General features: G+C 71.2%; 11 protein-coding genes and 1 pseudogene. 4 read left to right on the top strand and 8 right to left on the bottom strand.

What is annotated here, in order from left to right:
* Positions 1 to 3: 3 nt before the first annotated feature.
* The 3 genes from ACYF6T_RS28110 to panB all read right to left on the bottom strand — a co-directional run bounded on the left by ACYF6T_RS28110 (position 4) and on the right by panB (position 2,850).
* The gene (locus tag ACYF6T_RS28110) at positions 4 to 813 is read right to left on the bottom strand and encodes an ABC transporter permease (protein WP_461699879.1); all 810 of its coding nucleotides are present in this window, start codon (positions 811 to 813) and stop codon (positions 4 to 6) included.
* Entirely contained in the window at positions 810 to 1,835 is a 1,026-nt protein-coding gene (locus ACYF6T_RS28105) for an ATP-binding cassette domain-containing protein (RefSeq protein ID WP_461699877.1), read from the bottom strand. Before ACYF6T_RS28105 ends, ACYF6T_RS28110 begins: the two co-directional genes overlap by 4 nt.
* A gap of 139 nt (positions 1,836 to 1,974) precedes the next feature.
* Positions 1,975 to 2,850, bottom strand: coding sequence for a 3-methyl-2-oxobutanoate hydroxymethyltransferase (gene panB, locus ACYF6T_RS28100; RefSeq protein ID WP_461699876.1), 876 nt, complete (start codon positions 2,848 to 2,850; stop codon positions 1,975 to 1,977).
* Between the two features lie 170 nt (positions 2,851 to 3,020).
* On the opposite strand from panB, the gene ACYF6T_RS28095 reads away from it, so the two are divergent.
* The 4 genes and pseudogenes from ACYF6T_RS28095 to ACYF6T_RS28080 all read left to right on the top strand — a co-directional run bounded on the left by ACYF6T_RS28095 (position 3,021) and on the right by ACYF6T_RS28080 (position 7,887).
* The gene (locus ACYF6T_RS28095) at positions 3,021 to 4,610 is read left to right on the top strand and encodes an MFS transporter (protein WP_461699875.1); all 1,590 of its coding nucleotides are present in this window, start codon (positions 3,021 to 3,023) and stop codon (positions 4,608 to 4,610) included.
* 63 nt (positions 4,611 to 4,673) lie between these two features.
* Entirely contained in the window at positions 4,674 to 5,309 is a 636-nt protein-coding gene (locus tag ACYF6T_RS28090) for a TetR/AcrR family transcriptional regulator (protein WP_461699873.1), read from the top strand.
* Between the two features lie 303 nt (positions 5,310 to 5,612).
* Positions 5,613 to 6,561 (top strand): annotated as a pseudogene (locus tag ACYF6T_RS28085) (endonuclease/exonuclease/phosphatase family protein).
* A 99-nt stretch (positions 6,562 to 6,660) separates the two neighbouring features.
* A complete protein-coding gene (locus tag ACYF6T_RS28080) occupies positions 6,661 to 7,887 on the top strand; it encodes an MFS transporter (protein WP_461699872.1) in 1,227 nt (408 codons plus the stop codon).
* Between the two features lie 63 nt (positions 7,888 to 7,950).
* Here the strand turns inward: ACYF6T_RS28080 and ACYF6T_RS28075 are convergent, their stop codons facing one another.
* The 5 genes from ACYF6T_RS28075 to ACYF6T_RS28055 all read right to left on the bottom strand — a co-directional run bounded on the left by ACYF6T_RS28075 (position 7,951) and on the right by ACYF6T_RS28055 (position 14,170).
* Complete coding sequence (locus tag ACYF6T_RS28075) at positions 7,951 to 9,531, bottom strand: multicopper oxidase family protein (RefSeq protein ID WP_461699870.1); 1,581 nt, start codon at positions 9,529 to 9,531, stop codon at positions 7,951 to 7,953.
* Between the two features lie 130 nt (positions 9,532 to 9,661).
* On the bottom strand, positions 9,662 to 10,621 hold the full coding sequence (locus tag ACYF6T_RS28070) for a hypothetical protein (protein ID WP_461699868.1): 960 nt from the start codon (positions 10,619 to 10,621) through the stop codon (positions 9,662 to 9,664).
* 86 nt (positions 10,622 to 10,707) lie between these two features.
* A complete protein-coding gene (locus ACYF6T_RS28065) occupies positions 10,708 to 12,648 on the bottom strand; it encodes a S53 family peptidase (RefSeq protein WP_461699867.1) in 1,941 nt (646 codons plus the stop codon).
* A 210-nt stretch (positions 12,649 to 12,858) separates the two neighbouring features.
* The gene (locus ACYF6T_RS28060) at positions 12,859 to 13,497 is read right to left on the bottom strand and encodes a DUF305 domain-containing protein (RefSeq protein WP_461699866.1); all 639 of its coding nucleotides are present in this window, start codon (positions 13,495 to 13,497) and stop codon (positions 12,859 to 12,861) included.
* A 1-nt stretch (position 13,498) separates the two neighbouring features.
* On the bottom strand, positions 13,499 to 14,170 hold the full coding sequence (locus ACYF6T_RS28055) for a DUF3105 domain-containing protein (protein WP_461699865.1): 672 nt from the start codon (positions 14,168 to 14,170) through the stop codon (positions 13,499 to 13,501).

The following is a 14,170-nucleotide window of genomic DNA, read 5'->3' as shown; positions in this document are numbered from 1 at the left end:
ACGTCAGCTCTTGGTACGGAACTTGTGGATCGCGTACGGCGCCGCAACCGCTGTGATCGCCACCGACCAGGCCAGGGTCACCCACAGGTCGTGCGCGACCGGGCCGCCCACCATCAGCCCGCGCGCCGCGTCGGCGAGCGTGGACAGCGGGTTGTAGTCGGTGAAGGCCTGCAGCCAGCCCGGCATCGAGTTCGTCGGCGCGAAGATCGACGAGCCGAACTGCAGTGGGAACAGCACCAGGAAGCCCATCGCCTGCACGGACTGCGCGTTCTTCAGCACCACGCCCAGGGTGAGGAACACCCACATGATCGACGAGGCGAACACCGCCGACAGACCCACGGTCGCGAACAGGCCGGGCCAGTTGGTGATGTCGAAGCCGACCAGGACGGAGACGATCATCAGCACGGTGGTGGCGAAGATCATCCGCCCGAGCTCCACCGCGACCTTCGCGAAGAGCACCGAGCCGCGCCCGATCGGCAGGGACCGGAAGCGGTCCATGACACCGGAGTTGAAGTCCTGGCTGAAGCCGGTGCCGACGCCCTGGGACAGCGTCATGCTCATCATCGCGATCATGCCCGGGATGACGTACTGCACGTACTGGTCCTGTCCGCCGCCCAGCGACTGCCCGATCGAGCCGCCGAAGACGTACACGAACAGCAGGGTGAAGACGACCGGCATCAGCAGGGCGTCGAACATCGACTCGGGGTCCTGCTTGATCCACAGCAGGTTGCGGCGGATCAGGGCCCCGGTGTGCCGGAGATGGCCGCGCAGCGGAATGCGCGCGTCGGTCGCGGTCACGGTTGCCGCGCTCATACGGCGACCTCCTCACGGGTTTCGGCGGGTACGGCGTCCTGCGGGGCACTGGCGCGGTGGCCGGTGAGGGACAGGAACACCTCGTCCAGGCTGGGCAGTTCGGTGGTGATGGCGGAGAGGGTGATGCCGCGCGCGGTGACGGCCTGGACGACGGCGGTGAGCTGCTCGTCGCTGAGGATCGGCACCAGCACGGCGCCGCTCGCGGCATCGACGGTGGTGGAGGCCAGCCCGGTGATGCCGAGCTCGTCGAGGGCGGCGGCGAGCGGCCGCAGCTGCAGCGGGTCGGCGGGCCGCACCCGCAGCGTCCGTCCGCCGACCTTGGCCTTCAGCTCGTCGATCTCGCCGCCGGCGATGACCTTGCCCCGGTCGACGACGGTCAGCTCGGTGGCGAGCTGCTCGGCCTCCTCCATGTACTGGGTGGTGAGCAGCACGGTCACGCCGTCCCCGACCATGGCCTTGACCTCGTCCCACACCTCGTTGCGGGTGCGCGGGTCGAGTCCGGTGGTCGGCTCGTCCAGGAACAGCACCTCGGGGCGTCCGATCATGGAGGCGGCGAGGTCGAGGCGGCGGCGCATACCGCCGGAGTAGGTGCTCGCCGGCCGCCTGGCGGCGTCCGTCAGCGAGAACCGCTCCAGCAGCTCGTCGGCCCGTGCCCGCGCCTCCTTGCGGGGCAGGTCGAGCAGCCGCCCGATCATGTACAGGTTCTCCCAGCCGGGGAGCTTCTCGTCGACCGAGGCGTACTGCCCGGTCAGCCCTATCACCCGGCGCAGCTGCCGGGGCTGGCTCCGGACGTCGTAGCCGGCGACGGTCGCCTGCCCGTCGTCCGGCGTCAGCAGGGTGGACAGGATGCGCACGAGGGTGGTCTTGCCGGCTCCGTTCGGCCCGAGCACACCCATCACGGTGCCCTCGCGCACGTCCAGGTCGACGCCGTCCAGCGCCTTGGTCTCGCCGTAGTGCTTGACCAGTCCCCGCACGGTGACGGCGGTGCTCCCGCCGCCGCGGTTGTTGTCGATTCGCGTCATGCCACCGACAGTGACAGCCCCGACCGACAAACCACCGACAGACGACCGACAGCGCTCTGTCGGCGCCTACGGACCGCCTGCAAAGCCGGCGGCCCGCCGACGGGGGATGATCGGCGGGCCGCGGTCGTGCCGTGGTGGCTCAGTGCACGGAGTGCTCTTCCAGCGGGAACGTCCCGCCGACCACGTCCTCCGCGAACGCCTTCGCCGCGTTGCCCATGACCTCACGCAGGTTGGCGTACTTCTTGACGAACTTCGGCACCCGGCCGCCGGTCAGTCCCAGCATGTCGGTCCAGACGAGGACCTGCGCGTCCGTCTCCGGTCCGGCGCCGATGCCGACCGTCGGGATGTGCAGCACCCGCGTCACCTCGGCCGCGAGCTCGGCCGGCACCAGCTCCAGCACGACGGCGAAGGCGCCCGCGTCCTGCACGGCCTTCGCGTCCCGCAGCAGCTGCGCCGCCGCCTCCTCGCCGCGCCCCTGCACGCGGTAGCCCATGGCGTTGACGGACTGCGGGGTCAGCCCGATGTGCGCCATCACGGGGATGCCGGACTCGACCAGCAGCCGGATCTGCTCGTGCGACCGCTCGCCCCCCTCCAGCTTCACGGCCCCGACCCCGGCCTCCTTCACCAGCCGGGTCGCCGAGCGCAGCGCCTGCACCGGGCCCTCCTGGTAGGAGCCGAAGGGCAGGTCGCCGACGATGAGGGCGCGCCGCGTGCCGCGCACGACGGCGGCCGACAGCATGGTCATCTCGTCCATGGTGACGGGCACGGTCGTGTCGTACCCGAGGTGGCAGTTGCCCGCGGAGTCGCCGACGAGCATCACGGGAATCCCGGCCTCGTCGAAGACGGACGCGGTCATCGCGTCGTAGGCGGTGAGCATCGGCCACTTCTCGCCGCGTTCCTTGGCGAGGGCGATGTCGCGCACGGTGATACGGCGGGTGCCCTTGCCTCCGTACAGCGCCCTGCTGCCGTCGGAGGATGTGGTCTGCACAGTCTGGGCAGCCGAAAGCTGCGTCATTGCACCGGCTCCTTCAGTCATCTCGAGGCGCCCTGACGGCGTCCCCGGATCACCCCCCATGGTGGCACCTCGTGCCAGGCGCAGCCAAGAGGACCTCCGTCACGTAAGGAACGGGTAAAGTATTTACGATACGGCACGGTCTCGTATCGGAATTCGCCTAGTCTGGACCCATGACCACTCCCGCCGTCCCGACCCCCCGCATACCCGAAGCGGTGCACCGACGCCGCTGGGCGATCCTCGGCGTGCTGATGCTCAGCCTGCTGATCGTCGTGCTGGACAACTCGATCCTGAACGTCGCCATCAAGACCATCTCCACCCCCGCCCCCACCGGCCTGGGCGCCACGCAGAGCGAGCTGGAGTGGGCGATCAACTCCTACACGCTGGTCTTCGCAGGCCTGCTGTTCACCGCGGGGCTCATCGGCGACCGGGTGGGCCGCAAGAAGGTGCTGCTCGGCGGCCTGGTGGTGTTCGGCATCGGCTCCGCGCTGGCCGCCGAGTCCGGTTCACCGGCCCAGCTCATCGCCTTCCGCGCGCTGATGGCCCTCGGCGCCGCCTTCGTCATGCCGGCCACCCTCGCGGTCCTGATGAACGTCTTCGAGCGCGAGGAGCAGCCCAAGGCCATCGGCATCTGGGCGGGCGGCGTCGGCCTCGCGATCGCCATCGGCCCGATCACCGGCGGTGTCCTCCTGGACCACTTCTGGTGGGGCTCGGTCTTCCTCATCAACGTGCCGATCGTGCTGCTCGCGCTCGCGCTGATGGTCTGGCTCGTGCCCGACTCCCGCGACCCGAGGCCGGGCCGCATCGACCCGGTCGGCGTCGTGCTGTCCGTCGTCGGCCTGGTCCTGCTGGTCTACGGCATCATCAAGGGCGGCGAACTCGCCGACTTCACCGACGCCCAGGTGCTGGCGACCATCGCCGCCGGCCTCGTCGTCCTCACCGCGTTCATCGTCTTCGAGAAGCGCAGCGACCACCCCTCCCTGGACGTCTCCTACTTCAAGAACAAGGTCTTCTCGGCCGCCATGGCCGCCATCGCGCTGGTCTTCTTCGCGCTGATGGGCGTGACCTTCTTCTCCGTCTTCTACACCCAGAGCGTGCGCGGGTACTCGCCGCTGGAGTCCGGTCTGCTGATGCTGCCGCTGGCCGCCGCGCAGATGGTCTTCGCGCCGCGGGCCCGCCTGGTCGTCGACCGGTTCGGCCACAAGGCCACCACCGGCGGCGGTCTGGTGCTGCTCGCCGGCATGCTGGCCGCGTTCGCGGGCTTCACGGCGGACACGCCGATCTGGGTGCTGGAGATCGTGTTCTTCCTGATGGGCACCGGCATGGCCCACGTCATGACCCCGACCAGCGTGGTCATCATGCAGGCCCTGCCGCGGGAGAAGGCCGGCTCCGCCTCCGCGCTCAGCAACACCTTCCGTCAGGTCGGCGGCGCCCTCGGCATCGCCGTCCTCGGCTCGGTGCTCTCCACGTCCTACCGCGACGGCATCGACGGCAGCCTCGGCCTGCTGCCGGCCGGCCTCAGGGACGCGGCCGGCGAGTCCATCGAGGCCACGCTGGGCGTCGCCGCCAAACTCGGACCGCGGGGCAAGGCCCTCGTCGACCCGGCCAACGACGCCTTCCTGCACGCCATGCACGTCACCGCCCTGTGCGGCACGGTCGTCGCGCTGCTCGGCGCCCTCGTGGTCTTCGTGTTCCTGCCCGGGAAGCAGCCGGCGCCTCAAGGGGGCCGGGAGGAGCAGGAGTTGGTCACAGCGGCGGAATAGGTTCTTCCGCGCGACCGGGGGGTGACGGGGAGAATCGGACCAGCACGACGAAGGGACGCAGCAGTGAGCCTTGCCGACAGCCCAGCCGCCGCCGGGGTCCCGGCCCGCGGGCGCCCCCGCAGCGAGGCGGTGGAACGCGCCGTCATAGAAGGAGTGATGAAGCTCCTGGAGGACGGCGTCCCGCTCGCCGAGCTCTCCATCGAGCGCATCGCCCGCACCGCCGGGGTCGGCAAGGCCACCATCTACCGCCGCTGGAAGGGCAAGGAGGAGCTCTTCGTCGACGTCGTACGCGCCGCCGAGCCCGCCGGCCCGGAACTGCCCGGCACCTCCATGCGCGACGACCTCGTCGCCCTGCTGGAACCGCTGCGCCAGCGCGGTGTCATGACCCGCACCTCGGCGCTGCTGCACAGCGTGTTCGCCCAGATGAAGAGCAGCCCCAAGGTCTGGGCCGCCTACCACGCCTCCGTCGTCGCGCCGCGGCGCAGGCTCCAGATCGAGGTCCTGCGCCGCGGACAGCGCAACGGCGAACTGCGCGACGACGTCGACGTCGAACTCGTCAACGACCTGTTCGTCGGCGCCATGCTGCTGCGCACCGTCATGCGCCCGGAGGCGGACGTGGAGACCGACCTCTCCGAGGGCCTGTCGGAACGGATCGTCGACACCCTCCTCGAAGGACTACGGCCCGTCAGCTCCGCATAAGCGCGCAGCGGCCCGAGTGTGCGGGTTCCGTCACAGAGGCGTTTTCCCCGCCCCCGTGCGGAACTTCCGGCACCGGCTTCCACGTCCCACTGCCCGTACGGCCGTCCCGGACAGCGGGGGACGGCGGGGACGGAGCCGATCATCCCCTAATGTCGTAGACACGGGGGACGGACGGTGTGCACGGCAGGCAGTGAGGCGACGCGGTATGGCGCAGCAGGCGTACATGACGGAGACGGACAACGGAGGCTCGGGTCCCGAGCGCCGGGGACGCTTCCGGCGCCTGATGAGCCGTCTGCTCTCCGGCTGGCGGGGCGACCCGAGAATCTGGCGCCGGGGCCTGGTCGTCGCCGCCCTCGCGGTGCTCCTCGCCCTGGTCATGCTGCTGCACTCGCGCATCCCCAACCGGGTCGGCAACCTGGGCAGTCTCACCGAGACGTTCCTGCCCTGGCTGGGGCTGCTCGTCCCGGTGCTGCTGGTGCTGGGCCTGGTGCGCAAGTCGGCGACCGCGCTGATCGCGGTCGTGCTGCCGGCGGCCGTGTGGCTGAACCTCTTCGGCGGGCTGCTCACCGACAAGACCGGTGGCGGCGGCGACCTCACCGTCGCCACGCACAACGTCAACGCCGACAACCCCGACCCGGCCGGCACCGCCCGGGACGTGGCGGCCTCCGGCGCGGACGTGCTGGCCCTGGAGGAGCTGAAGGCCTCGGCGGTCCCGGTGTACGAGAAGGCGCTCGCCTCGGCGTACCCCTACCACTCGGTGCAGGGCACCGTCGGGCTGTGGAGCAAGTACCGGCTCACCGGGGTCAAACCGGTCGACATCAAGCTCGGCTGGACCCGCGCCATGCGCGCCACGGTGAACACCCCCGAGGGGCAGGTCGCCGTCTACGTCGCCCATCTGCCGTCGGTGCGGGTGAAGCTGGAGGCCGGGTTCACGGCCCGGCAGCGGGACACGAGCGCGGACGCGCTGGGCGAGGCCATCGCCGACGAGAAGCTGCCCCGCAAGATCCTGCTGGGCGACCTCAACGGCACGATGAACGACCGCTCGCTCAACGCCGTCACCTCCCAGATGCGCTCCACCCAGGGCGCGGCGGGCAGCGGCTTCGGCTTCAGCTGGCCGGCGTCGTTCCCGATGGCGCGCATCGACCAGATCATGGTGCAGGGCATCGAACCGGTCAGCTCCTGGACGCTGCCGCAGACGGGGAGCGACCACTTGCCGATCGCGGCCCGTGTGAAGCTCGACACGTCCTCTTAACCTGCTGGAATACGGGGCCTGAGAGGCTTTGTTCCGTAGCTGAACATACGCGTAAGCTGCACGGAACTCCGCTCTCCCTCGAAAGGCACAGGCCCCTCCATGCCCTTGGCCCTGCTCGCACTGGCCGTCGGCGCTTTCGGTATCGGCACGACTGAATTCGTGATGATGGGGCTCCTGCCCGACGTCGCGGCCGACCTGCACGTCTCGATCCCCACCGCCGGACACCTGGTCTCGGCGTACGCGCTCGGCGTCGTCATCGGCGCCCCGCTGCTCGCCGCGCTGACCTCCCGGATGTCCCGCCGCACGGTCCTGATCGGGCTGATGGTGCTGTTCGTCGCCGGCAACGCGCTCTCCGCGTTCGCCCCCGGCTACGACGCGCTGCTCGCCGCCCGCTTCCTGAGCGGGCTGCCGCACGGGGCCTTCTTCGGCGTCGGCGCGGTCGTCGCCACCCACCTCGTCGCCCCGGAACGCAAGGCGCGCTCCGTCTCGCTGATGTTCCTCGGGCTGACGGTCGCCAACATCGCCGGTGTGCCGGTCGCCACGCTCATGGGCCAGCACCTGGGCTGGCGGGCCACCTTCCTCGGCGTCGGCGCGATCGGGCTGGCGGCGATCGTCTCGCTGGCCGCGCTGATCCCGCACGACCACCAGCACGCCTCCGCCACCGGACTGCGCGGTGAACTGGCCGCGCTGCGGTCGCTGCCGGTGTGGCTGGCGCTCGGCACGACCGTCGCCGGCTTCGGCGCGCTGTTCGCCGCCTACAGCTACATCACGCCGATGCTGACCTCGGCCGCCGGGTACGCCGAGGGGAGCGTCACCCTGCTGCTGGCGCTGTTCGGCGTCGGCGCGACCGTCGGGAACCTGGTGGGCGGGCGGCTCGCCGACCACTCCCTGCGCGGGACGCTGTTCGGCGGACTGGCCGCCCTGGTGCTGGTGCTCGGCCTGTTCCCGGTGCTGATGTCGGCCTCCTGGAGCGCCGCCGTCGCGGTGGCCCTGCTCGGGATGGCGGCCTTCGTCACCGGCTCGCCCCTGCAGCTGATGGTCATGGAGAAGGCGTCGGCGGCCCCGTCCCTGGCGTCCTCGGCGAACCAGGCCGCCTTCAACCTGGCGAACGCCGGGGGAGCGTGGATCGGCGGACTGGCGCTGGCGGCCGGATTCGGCGTGACGTCCCCGGCCCTCGCCGGGGCGGCCCTGGCCGTGCTGGGACTGGGGGTCGCCGCGGTCGCGTACGCGGTGGACCGGCGGCGGGCGCCCCGGGACGACGGCGCCGGCTGGGGCCGCCTGGTCGCGGTGCACGTGCCGGAGGCGTCCGAGGTGGTGCAGCGCTGAGGGGCCCTGCCCCGCCCCCCGAACGCCGGAGGAGCCGACTCGGCCCCTCCGGCGTTGCGCTGCTCAGCTCTGGTAACCCAGCACCGTCATCATCCCCGCCTCCGCGTGGTACACGTTGTGGCAGTGGAGCATCCACAGGCCGGGGTTGTCGGCGTCGAGGTCGACCGTGACCGTGCGCCTCGGCAGCACGATCGCCGTGTCCTTGCGGGCCCCCTGGGACAGGGCGAAGGTGTGGCCGTGCAGGTGGACCGGGTGCCACATGGCCGTGGAGTTCCGGAACCGCAGACGCACCCGCTCACCGGCGCGCACGGGGTGGCGCTGCGAGGCGGTGTACGGGGTCCGGTCGAAGGCCCAGTCGTACCGCGCCATGCTGCCGGTCAGTTGCAGGTCGATCGTGCGGTCCGGGGTCTTCGATGTGAGGGCCACGGAGTCCGCCGGCCGCAGCGCGTCCGCCGTCAGCAGCTTCCCGTCGAGCTCCTTGGGGCGGGTGGAGGCGGTCGGCGCGGTGCCGCCGCCGGTGCGCAGCAGGGCCATGGCCGACGCGTTCTTGCCCTCCGCCAGCGCCGTCAGCGGGAAGACGCCGTCGCCCGCCGTCACCACGACGTCGTACCGCTCGCCCATGCCGATCAGCAGCGCGTCCGTGCGGGCCTGCCGCACCGGGTAGCCGTCGGTGTGCGTCACCGTCATCTGGTGGCCGCCGAGGGCGACCCGGAAGGCCGTGTCCCCGCCCGCGTTGACGAACCGGATGCGGATGCGGTCCCCGGGGCTGGCGCGGAAGGCCGAAGGCGCCTTCGCCGTACGGCCGTTGACCAGGTAGTACGGGTACGCCACATCGCCCGCGTCACCGCCCAGCAGATCGCTGGAGGAGCCCATCATCATGCGGGAGGGGCCGCCCGAAGGGGACGGGGAGGCCAGCCGCATCGCCATGTCGAACATGCCTGTCATGTTCGACATGGCGTGGCCCGAGTCCGACTGGCCCATGCCTCCGCGCAGCTCGTCCAGCACCGCGTCCGGAGTCGAGCCGTCCACGCCGTCCAGCCAGTCGTCCAGGACGACCACCCACTCCTTGTCGTACGACAGGGGCTCCTTGGGGTCCTCGACGATCAGCGGGGCGTACAGACCGCGGTCGAGCTGGACGCCGGAGTGGGGGTGGAACCAGTACGTGCCCGGGTCGGGGACGGTGAAGCGGTAGGTGAAGTCGGCGCCCGACTTGATCGCGCGCTGGGTGAGGCCGGGGACGCCGTCCATGTCGTTGCGCAGGGCGATGCCGTGCCAGTGCATCGTCGTGGCGTCCGGCAGGTGGTTGGCCAGGGTCACGGCGAGCGTGTCGCCGGCGGTGACGCGGATCTCCTTGCCGGGCAGCCGGTCGCCGTACGCCCAGGACCTGACCGTACGGCCGCCGAGGTCGAGGGTGGTCTCGGCGGCGGTGAGGCGGACCTGGCGGACGGTGCCGCTGCCGCTCGCCGCCCGCTTCTTCTCGGCGGCGGCGACCTCCTGGCCCGCCGGGTCGACGTAGCCCTCGGGGGCGCTCGCGGTGGAGCCGCCGTGGCCGGAGTGGGCCGAGCGCGAGCAGGCGGCCAGGATTCCCGTCCCGGCGACGGCGAGGGATGCGCCGAGCACGGAGCGGCGCGTGGGAGTACGCATGACTTGCTGACACCTCGTGGTGAGTGGTGCGGATGGATGGCCTGAACGCGTCTGCTGCTTCTGGTACACCGCTCGGCGCCGGGAGGTTCCCAGCCGGCGGCGGGCAGGCCGAAGCAGCCGGTGTGCAGGCCTATATGCGCAGCACCGACAGGGAGGACAGGAGGTGTCGGGACGGGGGAGGGCCGGGCCACAGGGCCCGCAGCATGCGCGCGAGCGGGGGCGCGGTCACGGCGGTGGCGCCGGCGGAACTCAGCGCGGCCGTCAGCAGCAGGCCGAGCGTGTAGGAGCCCAGCACCGCCAGGCACACGGACGAGGGGTCCATACCACCCATGGCGGCCTCGACACTCACGCTCCGGGTCTGGGAGACGGCCACGGGCTCAAAAGCCGGGGAGACGGCCATCGACTCGGCGGTCTGGGGGGCGGTCATCGGCTCGGCGGCCTGGGGGACGGCCATCGGCTCGGGGGCCCGGGAGGCCGTCATCGGCCAGGGGGCCTGGGAGGCGGCCATCGGCCAGGCGGCCGGGGAGGCGGCCATCGGCTTGGGGGCCCGCGATACGGCCATCGGCTCAGGGATCTGGGAGACGGCCACGGGCTCAAAAGCCGGGGAGACGGCCCTCGGCTCGGCGTCCTGCGAGACCGTAATCGGCTCGGGGGCCGGGGAGGCGGCCTTCGGCTTGGGGGCCCGCGAGATGGCCATCGGCTCGGGGGCCTGGGAGGCCGTCATCGGCCAGGCGGCCGGGGAGGCGGCCCTCGGTTCGGCGGCCCGTGAGACCGTCACTGGCTCGGCGGCCGGGGAGGCAGCCATCGGCTCGGCGGTCTGCGAGAGTGCCACCGGTTCGGCGGCTCGGAGCGCAGTCGACGGCTCATGGGCCGGACGGGCGGCCGACGGGTCGTGCGTCCGGAGGGCCGGTGACGGGTCGTGCGCCCGTAGGGCCGGTGACGGCTTCAGTGGTCCGTGGGTCGTCATCGGTGACGGACCGCCGCCCCCGTGTTCCGAGGGGTGGCCCAGCGTGTGCATGGTGACGATGCCGAGAAGCAGCGTCGCGAACAGCAGCAGCCGTCCGTACGTGGCTCTCCTCGACCGGGTCATGCCGAGCACCCTACCCCTACCGGGTATACGTGTGCGCCCGCCCCACGCGGGGACGGGCGCACAATGTCCCGATGACCGGGGAGACCTCAGCGGCGGCCGTACGACTGCACGTAGCCGCTCGCGGGCGTGCCGACGCCGGTGACGTCGTCGTAGCCCTTCACCGCCGACAGCGAGCTGTCCTTGCCGAGGCTGCGGACCGAGGTGACCAGGCCGTCGGTGGCGTCGTAGCCGTTGACGAAGTCCACGCGGGCCTCCGCCAGGCCGGAGCCCGTCGGGTTGTCGGTCACGTCGTGGTACGCCTTCGACCCGTACTTGGAGTAGATCAGCGGGTTGGCGAAACCGATCGCCTTGCCGCCGCGCGCCTCCTGGGCCAGGGCCTGCACGGCGGCGATCACCGGCGCGGCGAGCGAGGTGCCGCCGATGCGGTACTCGTCGTAGGCCTGCGTCTTGCCGTCGGGCATGGTCTGCGTCTGGCCGACCAGGAAACCGGTGTTGGGGTCGGCGACCGCCGCGATGTCCGGGACGACGCGGTTGCCGTCGGCGCTGTTGGCCTTGGCGAGCGAGTCCGGGACGACGCCCTTCTGGTAGTAGGGCTCGGCGACCGTCTTGCTGGTGCCGCCGCCCGCGCCCGAGGTGAAGGCGCCGGGGAAGTTGACCCAGCTCTTGCCGTCGTCCGACAGCAGCGCCTTCTCGGTGCCCCAGCCGGTCTCCCACTGGTACTTGTCGCCCTTGCCGACGGCCAGCGAGGTGCCGCCGACCGCCGTCACCCAGGCGGAGTTGGCCGGGGTGTCGACCTGCTTCGTGCCGGTGTTGGCGACCTCGTCGCCGTTGTCGCCGGAGGAGAAGTAGAAGCCGATGCCCTCGACCGCGCCGAACTGGAAGACCTGGTCGTAGGCGGCCGCGAGGTCCGGGGTCTGGTTGGCCTCGATGTCGCCCCACGAGTTGGACACGATGTCCGCGAGGTGGTTGTCGACCACCTTGCTGAGCGAGTCCAGCAGGTCGTCGTCGTAGCAGGACGCGGCGCCCACGTAGGTGACGTCCGCGGCCGGCGCGACCGCGTGCACGGCCTCGACGTCGAGGGTCTCCTCGCCGTACCAGCCGGCCGCACCGCACTCGGTGGTCTTCGTGTAGTTCTTCGGCAGCACCTGGTGCAGCTGACCGGTGGACCACTTGGCGTCGCCGTGCTTGGTCGCGTAGGTCTGCGCGTCCAGGGCGATGGTCGGCGAGGCGTACGCGTCCGTGATGGCGACCCGGACGCCCTTGCCGGTGTAGGCGCCCGCGCCGTAGGCGGCGCGCAGCTGCTTGCCGGTGTAGCCCTTGATGGCGTACGGGATCTTCGAGCCGTACGCGTCCGGCAGCGTGGTCGCGATGTTCGAGCCGTAGTACGTCGAGAACGGCCCGGAGTTGCGGAACACCGTCTCCGGCGGCGGGAGCTGGTCGTCGTGGCTCGCCTTGTGCGGCGCGTTGTCCAGGCCGGTGACGGTCAGGACGGCGCCGTGGAGGCTCTCCGGGACGGAGGCGGCCTTCGACGGGGCGCGGTAGGTCTTCGAGCCCTTGGCGTAGTTGTGCAGCTGGGTGCCGAACGCCTTCTCGGCGGCGGCCACGTCACCGGTGACGGAGACGTAGTGCCGGGTGACGCCGGTGACCTTCAGGCCGTTGCCCGTCAGCCACGACCTGACCGCGGCCACCTGGGCCTTGGTCGCGCCGAAGCGGGCCGCGGCCTTCTTGGCGCTGAGGTACTTGCCGTACAGCGGCGAGCTGGGGTCGGAGACGGCCTTCGCGTACGCGGCGAGACCCGTCGCGTCCTTGCCGGCCAGATAGACCCTCAGGGAGACCTGGGCGCCGTTCGAGGCGTCGCCCTTGTCCGCCTTGGCCGTGGCCCACGCGGGCTTGGTGCCCGCGAGCGCGTCCCGGCCGGGGTTGTCAGCGGCGTGCGCCGCGGGTATGCCGAGCGCCAGCGCACCGGCGAGCATGGGCAGAGTTGCCGCCATGCTCGTGGCGCGGAGTTTGGCGCGATTGGATCTCATGGAACCCCCTGCGATGCGGTTCTTCGCATGTGTGGTCGGTCGTCGCTTGATCCGCGTAGAACCCGCTCCGCGGCGGAGGCGCGGGCAAGGGATCAAGCGATGGTGGCCACTCTTGCGATGAACCGTTCATGCCAGGGGAAACCGGAAGCCAAGAGAAACCCAAGTAACGTTCATGTAGGGCGATTTGGGCGCTTTGTTCGCTCGGTAGCGTTACGAGCCCGTTGTCGAACGCGCTTTCGCGCCACGTTCCCTCAGCATGTCGGCCATCAGCTTGATCTCCGACTGCTGCGCGTCCACCATGCCCTGCGCGAGCCGCTTCTCCACGCCGACCGTGCACCTGGCGACACAGCCCTCGGCCATGTGGATGCCGCCCTTGTGATGGTCCGTCATCAGCTGGAGGTAGAAGACCTCGGCCTGCCGGCCGTTCAGGGTGCCGAGCTTCCTCAGCTCGGTGTCGGTGGCCATGCCGGGCATCAGCGAGCCGTCCCCGCGCTCGGGCATGTCGCCCATGCCCATCCAGGACATCGGCGGCTTCGACGACGCCTTCGGCAGCCCCCACAGATCCAGCCAGCCCAGCAGCATGCCGCGCTGGTTGGCCTGCGTCTGCGCGATGTCGTAGGCGAGGCGCCGCACTTCCGCGTTGGTCGTACGGTCGCGGACGATGTACGACATCTCGACGGCCTGCTGGTGATGGACCGCCATGTCCCGCGCGAACCCGGCGTCCGCGGAGTCCGCGGCCGGCGTCGCGGCGGCCGATCCGCCGTCCTCGGCCGTCGCGTACGTGATCGCGCCGGCCGCGACGAGGGCCGCCGCCGCCGTGCCCGCGATCCAGCCGATGTGCTTCCTCACGTCACATCGTCCCGCCCGTGCAGGAGGCGCCCGGTTCGGGGGTCTGCTTGCCCTGCACGTACGTCTCGAAGAACTTCGCGACCTTCGGGTCGTCGGCGCTCGTCACGCTCAGCTGGTGCCCCCAGGCCGACAGCTCGATCGGCGCGGTCTGGTTCTCGTACGGGCTCATCAGCGAGTACGGCGTCTGCTTCACCTTCGCCGCGAGCGCGTCGACGTCCGTCTTCCCCGCTTTGCTGGTGTACGTCACCCAGACCGCGCCGTGCTCCAGCGCGTGCACGGCGTTCTCGTCCTTGACGGCCTTGGTGTAGACGTTGCCGTTGCAGTTGAGCCACACCGGGTTGTGGTTGCCGCCGACCGGCGGGTGCATCGGGTAGTTCACGGTGCCGCCGACGTGATTGCGGGAGAGCTTGCCCGTCCAGGTCCGCACGCCGTCCTTGCCGGTGACGAAGTGGCCGGCGTCCCCGGACTTCGCGTCGCCCGCGGTGTCCTTGCCGTCCGACCGCGCGTTCACGAGCACCACGCCGCCGACCACCAGACCGGCGACGACCACCACGCTCGCCGCGACCGTGAGGATGCGGTTGCGGCGTTCGCGGGCCTGCTCGGCGCGCCGCATCTCCTCTATGCGCGCCCGGCGGGCCGCGCTGTCGCTCTTCCTGGCCTTGGCGGAACCCAT

The organism is Streptomyces sp. 7R007 (genome assembly GCF_054850255.1).
The sequence above is the reverse complement of the archived record's forward strand: the minus strand, read 5'-3'. Positions and strand labels throughout refer to the sequence as shown.

Bases quoted from the DNA above. Each gene is read 5' to 3' on its own strand.
- ACYF6T_RS28110 (WP_461699879.1), bottom strand. From the start codon at position 813: ATGAGCGCGGCAACCGTGACCGCGACCGACGCGCGCATTCCGCTGCGC.
- ACYF6T_RS28105 (WP_461699877.1), bottom strand. From the start codon at position 1,835: ATGACGCGAATCGACAACAACCGCGGCGGCGGGAGCACCGCCGTCACC.
- panB (WP_461699876.1), bottom strand. From the start codon at position 2,850: ATGACGCAGCTTTCGGCTGCCCAGACTGTGCAGACCACATCCTCCGAC.
- ACYF6T_RS28095 (WP_461699875.1), top strand. From the start codon at position 3,021: ATGACCACTCCCGCCGTCCCGACCCCCCGCATACCCGAAGCGGTGCAC.
- ACYF6T_RS28080 (WP_461699872.1), top strand. From the start codon at position 6,661: ATGCCCTTGGCCCTGCTCGCACTGGCCGTCGGCGCTTTCGGTATCGGC.
- ACYF6T_RS28075 (WP_461699870.1), bottom strand. From the start codon at position 9,531: ATGCGTACTCCCACGCGCCGCTCCGTGCTCGGCGCATCCCTCGCCGTC.
- ACYF6T_RS28070 (WP_461699868.1), bottom strand. From the start codon at position 10,621: ATGACCCGGTCGAGGAGAGCCACGTACGGACGGCTGCTGCTGTTCGCG.
- ACYF6T_RS28065 (WP_461699867.1), bottom strand. From the start codon at position 12,648: ATGAGATCCAATCGCGCCAAACTCCGCGCCACGAGCATGGCGGCAACT.
- ACYF6T_RS28055 (WP_461699865.1), bottom strand. From the start codon at position 14,170: ATGGGTTCCGCCAAGGCCAGGAAGAGCGACAGCGCGGCCCGCCGGGCG.